Consider the following 16,638-nt stretch of genomic DNA (forward strand, 5'->3'; position numbering starts at 1 on the left):
GGGGCCGAAGAAGGCGTCCCGGGGCAGCGCGGCCCGGGCTCGACCCAGACGGGCTCGACGCCGGAAAGGATCAGCCCGGCCACGACCGACTTGTGGGCGCCCGGCCGACCAGCAGCTTCTCGTGCGGTCCCGCGACCGCGAGCATTGCCGCCTTGACGGACAGCGAACTGCCGCACGTGGTGAAGAACGTGTGCTCGGCGTGCGCGGCATCGGCCATCAGCTCCTCGGCACGGACCAGCACCCGCCCCCGGGTGAGCCGGTCGTCCAGCCCGCCCGATGCCAGCACGTCACCGAGGAACACCGCATCACCCGGCACCTCCCGTACGGCGGGGTGAACCCCAGCCGCCCACGGCGGCGGTATTCGACCAGGGCTTCCAGAACGGGCGCTCGGCTGTGATCGACTGTCATGCGCACCCGGGTTCCCGGCATCGGGCACGGCCAATGGGGCGCACAACGAGCCGTCGGAGCGGACGCCCGCCCCGTCCGTCAGCCCGGTGAGCCGGCCTTGCCCGGGGTCAGGATCTCGTCCAGCACCCTGAGGACGGCTTCGTAGGCAAGCGTCCGTACGGCTGCCTCGCGCGCCGCCTCCGGCTCGCCCGCCCGCAGGCCCTCGCCCTGCGCCCGCCACCGGCGTTCCTCCTGCTGCGCGCAGGCCCGCGCACGCCGGATGCGCCGCAGCAGTTCGTCTGAGTCCACGACATCGGTCATGACATCCGCGTACCCCCCGATGGCCAAGACACGTACTTTCGGCCGGGAGGTTTGGCGAGGCCTGCGCAGGTGAGCCGAACAAGGAGACCTGCGGTGCTCGCGCAGCGGAAGGCGGAATCGCTGCGAACGGGCGGGGGACCAGCCGTGTCCGAGAGGCTCTTGCCCGGACTGCGGCGGCCGCGGGTGTGGCAGGGTCCGGCTTCCCTCCCCCGCACAAGGAGGCCGGTTCTTCACCGATCAGGGAGCCAGCCGATGTGCGAGGAGCACGGGACCGAATCCGCCCTCGGGCGACCGGGCGCGCAGCGGACCGGACCGCCGCGCTCGTGCCAACCCGCCGAGGCGCGCAGGGCGGTCGAGCGGGCGGTCACCGAACGCTGCAGGGTCACCCACAGCCACTGTGACGAGGAGGCTCTGGGAGACGCTCTGCTCGTCGCCACCGAGCTGACGACCAACGCGATTCTGCACGGCGGCGGAGTCACGGACTTCCGCGTCGACGTCCTCGGAACGGGCGTGCGCGTCTCGGTGAGCGACCGAAGCGACCGGCTGCCCATGACGAGGCAGTCCTCGGATCCGCGGCGACGGCAGCGCGTCGGCGGCCACGGCTGGCCCATCGTCTGCCGGCTGGCCCGCGACGTGCGCGTGTCCGAACTGCCCGCCGGCGGCAAGTGCATCACCGCTGTGGTCGCCTTCCGCTGAACGCCCTCCCCGAGGCGGCGGCGTTTGTTCCCGCAAGGGCAGGGCATACGGATGTTCGTGCTTCGGACCGGAGGCGCGCCAGCGGGAGCGACATGGCTGCCCTGGGCCCTCCAGTCGGTCCGGGTGCCTGTGTTCCCGCGGTAAGTCCCTGAAACCCTCGTTCAGGAGCGAATCCGCATGCTCATCGACATGTCGACAAGCAGTTCCGGCACGCAGGCCAAGACGATCGCATCCGCCCGGCGGCACGACGACGCCCCCGACACGGCGGACCTCTTCGCCCGCCTTGTCACCCTGGAGGACGGCCCCGAGCGGGAGGCGGTCCGCGACGAACTCGTCACGGCCTGGCTGCCCATGGCCCATCGGATCGCCGGCCGGTTCCGCGACCGCGGGGAGTCCATCGAGGATCTCCGTCAGGTCGCGGCACTCGGCCTGGTCAAGGCGATCGACCGGTTCGCCCCCGAGCGGGGTGCCTTCGAGAGCTACGCCGTGCCCACCATCACCGGCGAGGTGAAGCGCCACTTCCGGGACCGGTTGTGGGCCCTCAGGGTGCCCCGCCGGATCCAGGAACTCCGCAACAAGGTGCGGGTGGCCCGCCGTGAGCTGACCCAGACCCCGGGCAGTCCCGAGCCGTCCGCCGCCGACATCGCCGCCCACACCGGGCTCACCGAGGAAGAGGTCAACTCCGGCCTGGAAGCCCTCGAAAGCTTCAGCACCCTGTCGCTGGACGCCGAGCTCTCGGGCGACGAGGACGGCTACAGCCTCGCCGACACCCTCGGCGCGGCGGACTCCGCCTACGACGTCGTGATCGACCGCGAGGCCGCCAAGGAAGGCCTGCGCCGCCTCCCCGAACGCGACCGCGCCATCCTCTACCTGCGCTATTTCGAGGACATGACGCAGAGCCGGATCGCCGACCGGTTCGGCATCTCCCAGATGCATGTCTCCCGCCTCATCAGCCGCAGCTGCGCACGGGTGCGGGCCGAGGCACTGGGGCAGTCGGCCGGCGACGGGCGGGCGGCCGCGGCTTGAGCGGCCCGCAGCGAGGAGGAGACCGATGCTGATCCCCCATCCGGCCGTTCTGCGAAGGCTTGTCGAGGAGTACGAGACCGCGCTGGCCGAGGAGGCCGAGCGCGGCGGCCGGGCGAGCCCACGGGTTCAGGACCTGGCCTACACCCTGTGCGTGTCGACCGGCACACGGAACGTGGGACGGGCCATGGAAGCGGCATACCGGCTGCTCACGGCCACGCCCCCGCCGCGGCCGGAGGCGCCGGAGATCGGAATCCGGTGACATCGGGCATGGGCGACGTCCAGGTCGCCGGCCGGGCGGAGCGCGCCTCGGTCATCGGGAAGCACACCTGCCATACGGACCCCGGGAGGCGCACGTGAACTCCAGTGCCATCGCACGCAACGGCAGGCTCGGGGCCGAGCGGGCGGCGCGCGGCACGGTGACCGAGGGCGCCGCCCGGGCAGGACTTGCCGCACGCGGCGTGATCTACCTGCTGGTCGGCGTCCTGGCGCTGAAGATCGCCTTCGGCGACGGCAGCCGGCAGGCGGACCGCGGCGGCGCCCTCGCCACGCTGGCCGGGCAGCCGTTCGGCGCCGTCCTGCTGTGGGCGCTCGGTCTCGGGCTGGCCGGAATGGCGGTGTGGCGGCTGTCGGAGGCCGTGTTCGGCTCGGTCGGCCGTGACGGCCGTACGCCACGAAAGCGGCTGCTCGCGGTCGTCCGTTGCGTCTTCTACGCGGTGGTCGCGTACTCGGTGCTGACGTTCGCGGCAGGCCCGCACGGCGGCGGCAGCCGCTCGAGTGACGTGCAGTCCCGCGACGTCACAGCCCGGGTGCTGGACCTGCCCGCCGGGCAGTGGCTCGTGGGCGCGGCAGGGGCTGGCGTCGTCGTCGCGGGCGTGTGGATCGCCGCGAGCGCGGTGCGGCGCGAGTACCGCGACCAGCTCAAGCTCGGCGAGATGTCCCTCTGGGCACGACGGCTGGTGGACGTCACCGGCGTGGCCGGAGGCGCGGCGCGCGGCCTGGTGTTCGCCGCCGCGGGCACCTTCGCCGTGCGCGCCGCGATCGACTACGACCCGGAGCGGGCCAAGGGGCTCGACGACACCCTGCGCTCGTTTGCCCACACGCCGCTCGGTCCGTCGCTGCTCGCCTGTGTCGCGGCAGGTCTCGCACTGTTCGGGCTGTTCTCCTTCGCCCTGGCCCGCTGGTGCAGGGTCTGACACGCGCCACACGGGGAACACGAACCGGATGAGCGAATCCGAGTTTCCACCGGAGCACCGGCCCGTCGACCTCTACCTCGGTCTCCTGCGCACCCGGATGGACACGGAGGACTTCCGGCAGCTGCTGGGCGTGGTCGAACCGGTCCTGCGGGCGATCGAGGAACAGCGCATGCCTCCCGTGGACTTCGCGCTCGGCGGGGACCGCGGGGAGGGGCTGTCCCAGGAGGTCCGCGACGAGGCCGCCCTGGTCATCGCCGCCGCCGTGACCGGACGGCTCGACAACGAGGTGGTCGAGATCGACCTCGAGGGGACCGGCCCGATCAGAGTGATCACCGATGCGGACACCGCCGCCGACCCGGTGCGGCTGGGGGAGATCGCCGACTACATCAGGGAACGGCACCGCCAGGACGAGGAGCTGCGCGGCATCGCGGAGGTGAGTGGTCTGCCCACCGACTTCTGAGGACGCTCACCGCTTCGGCGTCGCCACCGGCACCTTCAGCGGCCGGGCCAGGCCCACCACCGCCTCGTCGAGGCGCTGCAGATGCCGTAGCACCCGGTCGGTGATGCGGCCGTAGCGCGAGCTGCCGGGCAGATCGGACTCCAGGAGAGCGGCGATGCTCGCCCCTGTCTCGACCTCGACGACGGCCCGCCCGTCCGCGACACGCGCGGCGATCATCCCGATGTTTCCGAGGATGCGCCGGCCGGCCCGCCGCAGCCGCGGATCCGCCGCGATCGAAGGATGCGTGGGCAGCAGCTCGGCCATCGCGGCCAGCGAACGCGCGTGGTACGCGCAGGTCTCGAGCAGCGCGACGACATAGCGTGCGGTGTTGCGCCGGGCCCGCAGCGGAGTGACCGGGTGGGTGAGCGGCTGGGTGGCGGTGCGCAGATCGGCCAGCGCCTGGTCGAGGTCGCGCGCCTTGTCGAGGAGCTCGGCCGGCTCCCCGCCGCTGAGCTGGTCGATGGCGGCCTCGGTGACGTCGGCGAGCCGGTCCAGGGTGGTGACCAGGAGGTCGTTGGTACGGCGGTCGGTGTGCACCGGCAGGACGAACGCCGCCGCGATGATCCCGCAGGCCGCGCCGAGCGCCGTCTCCTCCACCCGCAGCACCAGCACCGACAGGCTGTAGGTGTGCAGCAGCGTGTACAGCACGCCCAGCGCCGCGGTGACGAAGAAGGACATCAGCGTGTAGGACAGCGGGGCGGTGTAGAACATCGCGAACACGCAGAGCAGCACCAGCGCGAACGCGGTCCAGGTGTGCTGCCCGACCAGCCCCGCGAGCAGCAGACCGGCCACCACACCGAGCACCGTGCCCAGCAGCCGTCGGTAGCCCTTGACCAGGATCTCGCCGGTCGAGGCGGTGTTGATGAACACGATCCAGCAGGTCAGCACCGCCCAGTACCAGCGCTGGCTGGAGAGGAACTCGCCGCCGACGATGGCCAGCGCGGATCCCACCGCGACCTGCACGGCAGCGCGCGTGGTGGGCCGCTGCAGGCCCGTCGGCGCCTCCTCGGCGGCCTCCTCGCCCGCGTCGATCGCCGCGTCCTCCGCGTCCAGTTCCTCGCGTGAGCGGGCGGTCGACGGCGTGTCGTCCGTATCGTCCTGCGGGCCGCCGAGCGCGATCCGCAGTCCGAGCACCGCCCGTGCGGCCTCGCCGACACCCCGGAACACGTCCTGGACGGCGGGGGAGGCCTTCGGCAGGTTCTCCTCGTCCCGGTAGCCGAGGAGCCGGTTGCGCAGGTGGGCCAGACCGGTTCCCAGGTCCTCGGAGACGGGCCGCAGGACCAGCAGGCGCAGCGCCTCCAGATCGCGGCGCAGGGTCGCGGTCGACTCCTCCTGTACGGGCAGCCGGCCGCCCGGCGGGACGGGCGCGCCCGGCAGGTGCAGGGTCAGGGTGTCCGCCCGCTCGGCGCTGCGGGCGGTCAGCAGCAGCAGCCCGAGGCGTTCGGCGGCGATCTCGGCGTCCGCGATGCGGCGCTGCACGAGCCGGGCCACGGCCTCGTCGGCGGTGCCCTCCTCCAGCCGCCCCTGGATCATCATGGCCGTCTCGTTCAGGCGGGCGGTGCCGTCGCGAACGTCCTGAAGCGCCTTGTCGATCTCGTCCGGCCCGGCGTCGAGGAGCGCGAGCTGTGCGGTCACCAGCTGCGCAAGCCGGGCGCGGAAGGCCTCGCGCAGCCGCTGAAGGATGCCCGCGGGCGTCTCGGGTACGAGCGCGAAGCGCACCACGGCGCTGGACGCGACGGCCACGGCGACGACGCCCCACAGCTGCGGCAGCGCCGACACGGTGGCCCCGACGAACAGGGACATGAAGTAGACCTGGAAGCCGATCAGCCCGAGCGTGGTGCCGCGGTCGCCGAAGCGGCGGGCGTAGACGGCGCAGAAGATGAGTGCGACGAAGAAGAGGTCACCGCCCACCACCCGGGAGTGCAGCACCGCAGCCAGCGACACGGAGGCCAGCGCCACCACAAGGCCCAGCGCCAGCGTGACGGCCTGCGGGCCGCGCTGCTTCTCCCGGATGGCGAAGGTGGAGACCATCGCCGCGATGGCGCCCGCCACGAGATGGCGCACGTCGGCGCCCAGCAGGGAGAGCACGGCCAGCGTGAGGGCGATGGCGCCCACCGTTCTCAGGCCCGCCGCCAGCCGCAGCAAGCCGGGATCGGAGGCCGCGACGAGATCGCGCAGCCGTGCCCGGACCGACCCTCCCGCTGCCCTCACGCCGCCGTACTCACTCCCGCTTCACGTCATGATCAGGTTCTCAGCATCGCACGACGTTACCGGAGCGTGCGCACCCGCTCACGTCTCCTTACGGTCCGCCTCCTCGACATGAGCCCGCACCTGTTCCGGCGTCATATAGGCGTTGGTGAACTCGAAGTCCTTCAGTGTGGCGGCCTTGCGGGCCTGGAAGCCGGTGCGGACGAAGTCGTCGCCAGCCAGGGCGTTGAGAGTCCAGTTCGTCGCCACGCGGACCTTGGCGACGTTGGTGCGCAGAGCCATCCAGTGGTAGCCGCGGGCGGCCACCTGGGCGGGCAGACCGCGCAGTTCGATGCCGAGCGGCTTGGAGACGGCGTCCTTGCCGCCTAGGTCGACCACCAGGCCGAGGTCCTTGTGGACGTACGGCGTCAGGGGCTTGCCCCGCAGGGTGGCGATGACGTTGTCCGCGACGTGCTTGCCCTGCCGCATGGCGTGCTGCGCGGTCGGCGGGCAGATCGCCGATTCGTCGTCCTTGGCCTTGTCCGGCACCGCGCCGGAGTCGCCCAGCGCGAACACGCCGTCGTGGCCGGGCAGGTTCATCTCGGCGTTGACGGCGAGCCGCCCCCGTACCGTCTCCGCGTCGAGCGTTGCGATGAGCGGGCTCGCGACGACACCGGCGGTCCAGATCAGGGTGCGGGTGGGGATCACCCGGCCGTCGGTGAAGGTGACTTCCTCGGGGCCCGCCTTGGCGATGGAGACACCCAGCGAGACGTCGATGCCGCGCCGCTTGAGGATCTCCTGGGCGCTGCGGCCGAGCTTGTCGCCCAGTTCGGGCATCAGCTTCGGGGCGATGTCGATCAGATGCCACTTGATCAGCGCCGGGTCGATGCGCGGGTAGCGCTTGACCGCGGCGTGCGTGAGCTTCTGCAGACAGGCGGCGGTCTCGGTGCCGGCGTAGCCGCCGCCGACCACCACGAACTGCAGCCGCGAGGCCCGCTCCGCCGGATCGTCGCTGGCGTCGGCCAGGTCGAGCTGGGAGATGACGTGATCGCGGATGTACGCGGCCTCGGCGAGGGTCTTCATTCCGAAGGCGTGCTCGGTCAGCCCCGGGATGTCGAAGGTGCGGGTGACGCTGCCGGTGGCCAGCACGATGTAGTCGTAGGGCTCGTTGACGATCCGGTCGGTGATGGTGCGGATGACGCAGACCTTGGCCTTCAGGTCGACGCCGATGGCTCCGCCCGGAATGATCCGGGTGCGGTACTTCTTGCTGCGCCGCAGCGAGACGGCGATCGACTGGGGCGTCAGCACGCCGGAGGCGACCTGGGGCAGCAGCGGCAGATAGAGCTGGTAGGCGAACGGCGTCACCAAGGTGACGTCCGCTTCGTCGGGCGCGAGTTTCCGCTCCAGCCGGCGTACGCACTCCACGCCGGCGAAACCTGCGCCAACCACCAGGATCCTGGGTCGTGTCACGGTGTTCATCCCTCTCTGCGGCTCCAGGCGGTCTGCATCCAACGCCCTACGCATGCCCTGGATCGCTGCGTGCACCACATCGATCCCACCGTGGCCTCAGCCGTTCCGCCAGCTGGGTGCGGCAGGCAGACGAACGCGTCGAGCACCACCATGCCCGTCCGCGTGCCGAAACGCACCGGTCAGGAGTGAACCTTTTGGATCACGTACTGCACGGGAAGTGGTGACGACGTGTTCAGCGTGTTCACCGGAACACGTTGTCCGCCTCGTCCCAGCTCGACAGCTCGTCCGGCACGGTCTGCCGGGGAGCGCGTGTGCGTGCCTGGTACATCGCGTCGATCTCGAACGCGTAGTGCCGCACGATCGCGTCCCGGCGCAGCTTCATGGACGGCGTCATGAGCCCGTTGGACATGTCGAACTGCTCCGCCAGCACCCGGAAGACCCTGATCGACTCCGAGCGCGACACGGCGCTGTTGGCCGCGGCAACGGCCCGCCCGATCTCCTCGCGCAGCGCGTTCTCCTCGCGGGCCTGGTGGCTCGGCATGTCGCTCTGCAGCGACAGGGAACCGCGCCAGTACGCCAGGAACTTCGGATCCAGGGTGATCAGCGCCCCCACACAGGGCCGGTTGTCGCCCACGACGACCGCCTGGTGGATCAGCGGATGCATCCTCAACCGCTGTTCCAGGGCGGCCGGGGCGACGTTCTTGCCGCTGCTGGTGACGATGATGTCCTTCTTGCGGCCGGTGATCGTCAGATAGCCCTGCGCGTCGATCCGTCCGAGGTCGCCGGTGGCCAGCCAGCCGCCGCGCAGGACGGCACGCGTCGCCGCCTCGGCGTTGATGTAGCCCTGGAACACCGAGGGACCGCGGACCAGGATCTCGCCGTCGTCGGCGACGGCGATGTCGTTGCCCGGCAGCGCCTGCCCGACGGTTCCCGACATCTCCCGGCCCAGCGGCTGCGCGGTGACGCCGCCGGCGGCCTCCGTCAGGCCGTAACCGTCGTTCACATAGATTCCGATGCCCTCGTAGAAGAGGGTCAGTTCACGGCTGAGGGGCGAGCCGCCGGACGTCGCCCGCATCACCCGGCCGCCGACCGCCGCGCGCAGCTTGCGGTACACCGTCCGCTCGAACAGGGCGTGTTGCAGCCGCAGATCGAAACCGGGCCCCGAACCACCGCCCAGCCGTTGCCGCTCCAGCGCCGCGGCGAAGTCCCGTGCCGTGTCCGCGGCCCGCTCGAACAGCGCCCCGCGGCCCGCCTCCTGGGCGACGCGCAGGAAGTTTTTGTAGATCTTCTCGAGGAGCGAGGGAACCGCGCAGAGATAGGTGGGGCGGAAGGAGAGCAGGGAGCCCGAGAGCGCTTCCTCGCTCATGTCGGGCTCGTGTGCCATCACCATGCGGCCACGAATGCACAGGGTCTGGACCAGAAGGCCGTAGACATGTGAGAAGGGCAGGAACGCGAGCACCGAGGCCTGCTGCTCGCCCGGCGGGATCACGGTGTGGCCCCAGCCCGCCAGCAGCGTGTCGCAGGCGCTCGCCAGGTTGCGGTGGCTGAGCGCACAGCCCAGCGCCCGGCCCGTGGTGCCGGAGGTGTAGCTGATGGCGGCCGTGGAGTCCGGCAGCACGATGCGGCGCAGCGAGTCGACCGTGGCGAACGGAATGAACCTCCCGCGCTCCCGAAGGTCGTTGAGCGCCCCCGCGTCCAACTGCCAGACGTGGCGCAGCAGCGGCAGCGACCCGCACACGGAGCCGACCGTCATCACCGCCTGCTCGTCCTCCACCACCACGGCCACGCAGCCGGCGTCGCGCAGGACCCACTCGACCTGATCGCGCGAGGAGGTGGGATAGAGCGGTACGACTTCGGCACCGAGGACCCACAGAGCATGGCTGAGCACTGTCCACTCGTACCGGGTCCGCGCCATGATCGCGACGCGGTGGCCCGGCGAAATCCCGGACGCGACCAGCCCCTTGGCCAGATCCACCACCTCGTCCCGCACCTCCACGGCGGTCAGCTCCTCCCAGGTGATGGAGGACGGGGTGGGGCGGCGCGCGAGCATCGGCTGGGTGGGGTCGAGGGCTGCCGTGTCGAAGATGCTGTCGGCCAGTCCGCCGGTCAGGGGCGAGACGGTGGGGGGAGCGAGGGCGAAGTCGCGCATGCGCTGCTCCTGAGCTGTACGGAGGGTGACCATGCCGACGAGTTCCGTTGTCGACGGTGCTCGAATCTAGCCCAGGTGGGTGCGGATGGTGACCGGAACCTGCGAAGTTGCGGATCCGTGATGATCAGGTCTGTGTGTGGCGCACGCAGGCCGTGACGACCTCCCGCAGGTTGCGGTTGCGCGCCAGGAGTTCCCGCTGAACCTGTGCGCCGGTACCGTCCTTGAGCAGCCGGACGCAGGTCTCCTGGGCACGCTCCAGGTCGCCGGTGTCGGCGAGCGCGCCGCCGATGTGTTCCAGCAGCGCGCGCACCACGCTCTCGGCGGGCAGCCGCCGCATGGTCACGGGGTGCAGCAGCTCGTCGGCGAGACCGGATCGTGCGGCCTGCCAGGCGGCCAGCCGGAGCAGGCTGACGCTGTGGTCGAGGGGCGGATGGCCGGCCCACCACTCCCGCGCGGCGGTCTCCACGAGCCCCCGGGTGAGCGTGGCGACGAGGACGGCCGTGTCGGCGTGCAGGCAGACGTCCGCGACCCGGACCTCGACGGTCGGGTACTGCCGGGACAGCCGTGCGTCGAAGTAGATCATCCCCTCGTCGAGGATCACCCCGCTGGCGACCATGTCCGCCACCCGGCCGTGGTAGCGCTCGGCCGACCCGAAGACCTCGGTGGGGCCGGCCGACGGCCAGCGCTGCCACACCCGGCTGCGATAGCTCTGGTAGCGGGTGTCCCTGCCCTGCCAGAACGGGGAGTTGGCGCTGAGCGCAGAGATCACCGACAGCCAGGGCCGGATGCGATCGAGGACCGCGACGCCCTCCTCGTCGGAGTCGACGGAGACATGGACGTGACAGCCGAGCACGAGCTGCTGCTGTACAGCGATGCCGTACTGCTCCTCCATCCACTGGTAGCGGCTTCCCCTGGTGACGGACGGGCTGACGGGCAGGGGCGAGGTGGCGAGCGCGGCCACCGTGCACCCGATCTCCCCGGCGTGCCGGGCGGCCTCCCGGCGACAGCGCACGATCTCCGCGTTCAGGTCCGCCATGGCGGCCTGGGGGTGCGTGTTGAACTCCAGCATCTGGTTGTACAGCTCTTTCTCGAACACGCTCTCGCACGTGTCGTCGCGCGCCGCACGGGCGAGCACCGCGGCGGCCAGCGCCTTGGGCTCCCCCGTCTCCGGGTGCACCAGGAGGAGCTCCTCCTCCACTCCGACGGTGCGCACGTGATGCCGCCTTTCTGTGGCCGGGCTGCGGCTACGACCAGCACCGAGTACCCCGCCGACCGGTCACAGCAACGGAGTCAGCCAGATCGTGGCGAGCGGCGGCAGGGTGAGCGTGATCCTTCCCTCCTCCACCTTGACGTCGTCGGGGTTGGTGACGCCGCTGCCGCCGTAGCGCGTGGCGTCGGTGTTGAGGATCTCCCGCCAGGCGGGCACCTCGTCGGGCGCCCAGAGGTGGTAGTCGTGACGCACGACGGGGGAGAAGTTGGAGACCGCGAGCAGCGGGCCGCCGTCGGTGGCGAACCGCAGGAAAGCGAAGACATTGTCCTCGGCGGCGTCCCCCATCACCCACTGGAAGCCGCAGGGCCGGGTGTCCTGCTGCCACAGCGCAGGGGTGTGGCGGTAGACGGCGTTGAGGTCGCGCACCAGGTCCCTGACCCCGCGGTGGTCGGGCTCGGCGCCGTAGCCCCGATCGACCAGCCACCAGTCCGGACCGTGTTCCTGGGACCATTCGGACCCCTGGGCGAACTCCTGCCCCATGAAGAGGAGTTGCTTGCCGGGGTGGGCCCACATGAACCCGAGGTACGCCCGGTGGTTGGCGCGCTGCTGCCACCAGTCGCCCGGCATCTTCGACACCAGCGCCTGCTTGCCGTGCACCACTTCGTCGTGCGAGATGGGCAGGATGTAGTTCTCGCTGTAGGCGTACACCATCGAGAAGGTCATCTCGTTGTGGTGGTACTTGCGGTGCACCGGCTCGTGCTCCATGTAGCCGAGGAAGTCGTGCATCCAGCCCATGTTCCACTTCAGGCCGAAACCCAGCCCGCCGCTGTCGGTGGGGCGGGTGACCCCGTCCCATGCCGTGGACTCCTCCGCGATGGTCACCACGCCGGGTGCCCGCCGGTACACGGTCGCGTTCATCTCCTGCAGGAACGCCATCGCGTCCAGGTCCTCGCGCCCACCGTGCACGTTCGGTGTCCACTGGCCCGAGTCGCGCGAGTAGTCCAGGTAGAGCATGGAGGCCACGGCGTCCACCCGCAGACCGTCGATGTGAAACTCTTCGCACCAGTAAACTGCGTTCGCCACGAGGAAGTTGCGCACCTCGATGCGCCCGAAGTCGAACTCGTAGGTTCCCCAGTCCGGGTGCTCGGCCCGCCGCGAGTCCCCCGGTTCGTACAGCGGATCCCCGTCGAACCGCGCCAACGCCCAGTCGTCCTTGGGGAAGTGGGCAGGCACCCAGTCCATGATCACGCCGATGCCGGCCCGGTGCAGGGCGTCGATCAGGTACTTGAAGTCGTCGGGCGTACCCAGCCGCGACATCGGCGCGTAGAAGCCGGTGACCTGGTAGCCCCAGGAACCGGCGAAGGGATGCTGGGCGACCGGCATGAACTCGACGTGGGTGAATCCCAGGCCACTCACGTACGGCGGCAGCTGCTCGGCGAGTTGACGGTATGTCAGCCCGTGCCGCCAGGAAGGGAGGTGGATCTCGTAGACCGAGAAGGGTGCCTCGTGCACCGGAAGATCACCGCGGTGCGTCATCCACTCGTCGTCGCCCCACTCGTAGTGCGAGGCGTGCACGACCGACGCCGTGTCCGGCGGGACCTGCGCGTACCGCGCCATGGGGTCGGCTTTGAGGAAGCGGCCGCCGTAGCGGGAGGTGATCTCGAACTTGTAGAGCGCGCCCTCCCCGATACCGGGCACGAACAGCTCCCACACCCCCGAAGCGCCCAGGGACCTCATCGGCAGGGCTGTTCCGTCCCAGCAGGTGAAGTCCCCGGCGACACGGACCCCCTGGGCGTTCGGTGCCCACACGGTGAACCGGGTGCCGGTCACGCCCTTGTGTTCCATGGGCTCGGCGCCGAGCGCCTTCCACAGCTGCTCGTGCCGGCCCTCGCGGATGAGATGAAGGTCGAGCTCACCGAGAGCGGGCAGGAAACGGTACGGGTCGGCCGTCTCGTGCTCACCGTCCGCGTACGTCACCGCCAGCGTGTATGCCGGGATCGCATCCAGCGGCAGTACCCCGGAGAACAGGCCGTCGCCCTCCGAGGTCAGCTTCGCCCGCTCACCGTCGACGACGACGCTCACCGTGCGGGCGTACGGCCGCAGCGCCCGGAAGACGATGCCGCCCGGGACCGGGTGGGCGCCCAGCAGCGCGTGCGGGTCGTGGTGCCGGCCGGAGAGCAGACGTTCGCGTTCGCCGGGATCCAGGGCGGGCGCCGTCGCGCATCCGGCGGTGAGCGGTCCGGACGGCTCGGGGAGTGAGGTGTCACGCAGGGCCACGGGTTCAGCCTCCTCTTACGGCGAGACGCTCGATCGCCGCCATTGGTACGGGGAGCCAGTCCGGCCGGTGCCGGGCTTCGTACAGGACCTCGTACACGGCTCGATCGGTCTCATAGGCACGCAGCAGTCCGTGCTTCTTGCGCGGGTCCCAGCCGGCCCGCTCGGCGTACCCCGCGCAGTAGGCCTCGCGGCAGCGGCGCGCCCACTCCGGGCGCCACGGGCGGCGCTGCCGGGCGGCGTAGTCGAAGGAGCGCAGCATGCCCGCGATGTCCCGCACCGGGGACTGGGTGCTGCGCCGCTCGGCGAGCGGTCTGGACGGCTCGCCCTCGAAGTCGATGACGAACCAGTCCCGGCCGGCCCGCAGCACCTGACCCAGGTGCAGGTCGCCGTGGATGCGCTGGGCGGGCGGCCCCGGGTCGCAGGCGACGAGCGCGCCGAAGGCGGTGCGCAGCCGGGGCACGTACGGGCGCAGCGCCGGTACACAGTGGGCCGCCGCGTCCAGGCGCTCGGTCATGGCCGCCGCCGTGCGCACGCTCTCGTCGTGTGCCCCGGCCGGGAAGGCGGCCGCCAGCGCGAGGTGTACCTCCGCGGTGGCGCGGCCCAACTCGCGGGCCTGCACGGTGAACTCGTCGCCGGCGGCGAGCGCCTGCAGGGCCAGCGCCCAGCCGTCGGAGGCATCGGGCAGGAACGGCTGCAGCACACCGAGCGTCGCCTCCTGCGGATGCGTCGTACGGAACCACGCCACGGGCGCCGGCACCCGGCCGCAGCCCTGCCCGGCCAGCGCTCCCGGCACCTCCAGGTCGGGGTTGACGCCGGGCTGCACGCGCCGGAACACCTTCAGGATGAACTCGTCGCCGTACACCAGGGAGGAGTTGGACTGCTCGGCCTCCAGCACCCGCGGCACCAGCCCGGGGGGCACATGCACGGACGGATCGGCCTCGAAGCGCAGCGGGCCCGCCGCACCGGGCTGGCGCAGCCGCTCCAGGAGCAACTGCGCCGAACGGGGATCCTGCAGCGCGTCGTACACCGTCAGACCGGCCAGCGGACCCTCCTCCGCCCTGCCGATCAGTGCCCGTCCGAGCCTCGGCGACAGGTGCCGGCGCACGCCGAGCAGCAACTGGTAGCAGTCACCGGCCGGCCCGGCGCCGCTGGGCGCGGGCACGCCGCTCTGACCGGTGTGCACCAGCAGATGCAGACACCCGGGGAACAGCTCCGTCATCGACAGCAGGCCGAGGTCCGTGACGGGCCGGTCCTTGCCCGCGAACCAGCGCTGCCGCGGCAGCCACTCGCGCAGCAACCCGGCGAGCGAGGCCATCGGCCCGGCGGCGACGCTGGGTCTGGGGCGAAGCGATGCGGTCTTCGGCATGGTGACGCGTCCTTTCCTCGCCTCACGCTCGAGGTCGGCGGCCGATGCGGGATGCGACCCGGGTCAGCCGGAACCAGTAGAAGCCGTGGCCGGCGAGGGTCAGCAGGTACGGCAGCTCACCGATGGCCGGGAAGCGCACCCCGCCGATGAGCTCCACGGGATGGCGCCCGTCGTAGGCCCGCAGATCGAGCTCGGTGGGCTGCGCGAACCGGGAGAAGTTGTGCACGCACAGCACGAGATCGTCCTCGTACTCCCGCAGGAAGGCCAGCACCGCCGGGTTGGAGGACGGGAGTTCCGTGAAGGACCCGAGGCCGAAGGCCGGGTTCTGCTTGCGGATCTCGATCATGCGGCGGGTCCAGTGCAGCAGCGAGGACGGGTCGGACATCGAGGCCTCGACGTTGGTCACCTGATAGCCGTAGACCGGGTCCATGATGGTCGGCAGGAACAGCCGCCCCGGATCGCAGGACGAGAAGCCCGAATTCCGGTCGGGGGTCCACTGCATCGGGGTGCGTACGGCGTCCCGGTCGCCGAGCCAGATGTTGTCGCCCATGCCGATCTCGTCGCCGTAGTAGAGGATCGGCGAGCCGGGCAGCGACAGGAGCAGGGCTGTGAACAGCTCGATCTGGTTCTCGTCGTTGTCCAGGAGCGGGGCGAGCCTGCGGCGGATGCCGATGTTGGCGCGCATGCGCGGGTCTTTCGCGTATTCCGCCCACATGTAGTCGCGTTCCTCGTCGGTGACCATTTCCAGGGTCAGCTCGTCGTGGTTGCGCAGGAAGATGCCCCATCGCGCCGGACGCGCCGGAGGAAGGCGTGGGTGGCGGGAAGGTTTTCGCAGTTGGTGCCCTCGGCCGCGTACAGATAGGGCACGGCGTCGAGGCGGAAGCCGTCGATGCCCAGGTCCAGCCAGAAGCGCAGCGCGGCCAGGATCTCCTCCTGGACCGCCGGGTTCTCGTAGTTGAGGTCCGGCTGGTGGGAGAAGAAGCGGTGGAAGAAGTACTGCCCACGGACGGGATCGAAGGTCCAGTTGGAGACCTCGGTGTCGACGAAGATGATTCGCGCGTCCGCATACTGCTTGTCGTCGTCGGCCCACATGTAATAGTCGCCGTAGGGGCCGTCGGGGTCTTTTCTCGATTCCTGGAACCACGGGTGCTGGTCGCTGGTGTGGTTCATGACGAAGTCGATGATGACGCGCATGCCGCGCTGGTGGGCGGCGTCGACGAATTCGACGAAGTCGGCGAGGTCACCGAATTCGGGCAGGACCGAGGTGTAGTCGGAGACGTCGTAACCGCCGTCGCGGAGTGGTGACTTGAAGAAGGGCGGCAGCCACAGGCAGTCGACGCCCAGCCACTGCAGATAGTCGAGTTTGGCGGTGATGCCCTTGAGGTCGCCGATGCCGTCGAGTGATAGGTCTCACCCGTCAGTTCGTCATGCGCGGCCGTGAATGCGTGCCACTCCAGGCCGAGTTGCGGCATGTCCAACGAGACCGTGGCCTCCTGGGTGTGGTGCGGGTCGAGGTTGACGACGGCGAGGACCGTGTCCCGGCCCGTGGTCTTGCTGTACGCGATGACCATGTCGTTGTCGGTGTGGTGGAAACGGAGGTTCCGAAGGCGTTGAAGGGCCGGATGGCGCCGCCGGATGGCGTTGAGCCGGGTGATCAGGGGGGTGATGGTGCGGCCTTCGCGTTCGGCTGTCTCCCAGTCGCGTGGGCGTAGCTGGTACTTCTCCGAGTCGAGGTACTCCTCGCTGCCCGCGCGCAGGGGGAGGTTCTCGCACAGTTCGTAGCCGGAGTAGACGCCCCAGGTGGGGGAGAGGGTGGCGGCCAGGACCGCGCGCAGTTCGAAGGCGGGGCGGCCGCCG

Annotated in this window: 12 protein-coding genes and 3 pseudogenes; 5 read left to right on the top strand and 10 right to left on the bottom strand. The window is 70.7% G+C overall.

The genetic code is table 11. From position 1 onward, the window contains the following. Window positions 1–35: 35 nt before the first annotated feature. Window positions 36–408, bottom strand: a pseudogene (locus IH68_RS59660) (ornithine decarboxylase); the annotation flags it as partial. Between the two features lie 78 nt (window positions 409–486). Continuing rightward, a complete protein-coding gene (locus IH68_RS0102470; protein ID WP_030927503.1) occupies window positions 487–708 on the bottom strand; it encodes a hypothetical protein in 222 nt (73 codons plus the stop codon). A 252-nt stretch (window positions 709–960) separates the two neighbouring features. Between IH68_RS0102470 and IH68_RS0102475 the strand changes: the two genes are divergently transcribed. The 5 genes from IH68_RS0102475 to IH68_RS0102500 all read left to right on the top strand — a co-directional run bounded on the left by IH68_RS0102475 (window position 961) and on the right by IH68_RS0102500 (window position 4,083). Beyond that, entirely contained in the window at window positions 961–1,404 is a 444-nt protein-coding gene (locus IH68_RS0102475; RefSeq protein WP_030927505.1) for an ATP-binding protein, read from the top strand. 177 nt (window positions 1,405–1,581) lie between these two features. Further along, on the top strand, window positions 1,582–2,430 hold the full coding sequence (locus IH68_RS0102480; protein ID WP_030927507.1) for a SigB/SigF/SigG family RNA polymerase sigma factor: 849 nt from the start codon (window positions 1,582–1,584) through the stop codon (window positions 2,428–2,430). Window positions 2,431–2,455: 25 nt separating this feature from the next. Then, a complete protein-coding gene (locus tag IH68_RS0102485; RefSeq protein ID WP_030927510.1) occupies window positions 2,456–2,689 on the top strand; it encodes a DUF5133 domain-containing protein in 234 nt (77 codons plus the stop codon). 94 nt (window positions 2,690–2,783) lie between these two features. Next, on the top strand, window positions 2,784–3,623 hold the full coding sequence (locus IH68_RS0102495; protein WP_030927512.1) for a DUF1206 domain-containing protein: 840 nt from the start codon (window positions 2,784–2,786) through the stop codon (window positions 3,621–3,623). A gap of 28 nt (window positions 3,624–3,651) precedes the next feature. Then, window positions 3,652–4,083 carry a hypothetical protein gene (locus IH68_RS0102500; RefSeq protein WP_030927515.1) on the top strand — a complete coding sequence of 144 codons (432 nt, stop codon included), beginning with the start codon at window positions 3,652–3,654 and terminating at the stop codon, window positions 4,081–4,083. 6 nt (window positions 4,084–4,089) lie between these two features. Here IH68_RS0102500 and IH68_RS0102505 read toward each other — a convergent pair whose 3' ends face one another. The 8 genes and pseudogenes from IH68_RS0102505 to IH68_RS52610 form a co-directional block, all read right to left on the bottom strand. Beyond that, entirely contained in the window at window positions 4,090–6,333 is a 2,244-nt protein-coding gene (locus IH68_RS0102505) for an FUSC family protein (protein ID WP_030927517.1), read from the bottom strand. Window positions 6,334–6,411: 78 nt separating this feature from the next. After that, window positions 6,412–7,788: an NAD(P)/FAD-dependent oxidoreductase gene (locus IH68_RS0102510; protein WP_030927520.1), complete on the bottom strand. Its 1,377-nt coding sequence runs from the start codon at window positions 7,786–7,788 to the stop codon at window positions 6,412–6,414. A 232-nt stretch (window positions 7,789–8,020) separates the two neighbouring features. Then, a complete protein-coding gene (locus IH68_RS0102515; RefSeq protein ID WP_030927523.1) occupies window positions 8,021–9,928 on the bottom strand; it encodes an AMP-dependent synthetase/ligase in 1,908 nt (635 codons plus the stop codon). Between the two features lie 124 nt (window positions 9,929–10,052). Next, window positions 10,053–11,141 carry a glutamate--cysteine ligase gene (locus IH68_RS0102520; protein WP_030927526.1) on the bottom strand — a complete coding sequence of 363 codons (1,089 nt, stop codon included), beginning with the start codon at window positions 11,139–11,141 and terminating at the stop codon, window positions 10,053–10,055. Window positions 11,142–11,204: 63 nt separating this feature from the next. Then, window positions 11,205–13,415, bottom strand: a complete 2,211-nt coding sequence (gene glgB, locus IH68_RS0102525; protein WP_030927529.1) for a 1,4-alpha-glucan branching enzyme — start codon at window positions 13,413–13,415, stop codon at window positions 11,205–11,207. A 4-nt stretch (window positions 13,416–13,419) separates the two neighbouring features. Next, window positions 13,420–14,781, bottom strand: a complete 1,362-nt coding sequence (locus IH68_RS0102530; RefSeq protein WP_030927532.1) for a maltokinase N-terminal cap-like domain-containing protein — start codon at window positions 14,779–14,781, stop codon at window positions 13,420–13,422. 22 nt (window positions 14,782–14,803) lie between these two features. Continuing rightward, window positions 14,804–16,191 (bottom strand): annotated as a pseudogene (locus tag IH68_RS59370) (alpha-amylase family glycosyl hydrolase); the annotation flags it as partial. Next, window positions 16,182–16,638, bottom strand: a pseudogene (locus IH68_RS52610) (DUF3459 domain-containing protein); the annotation flags it as partial. The pseudogenes IH68_RS52610 and IH68_RS59370, both read right to left, overlap by 10 nt.

Source organism: Streptomyces sp. NRRL S-646, from assembly GCF_000720765.1.
In the GTDB taxonomy this organism is placed as follows: Bacteria; Actinomycetota; Actinomycetes; order Streptomycetales; family Streptomycetaceae; genus Streptomyces.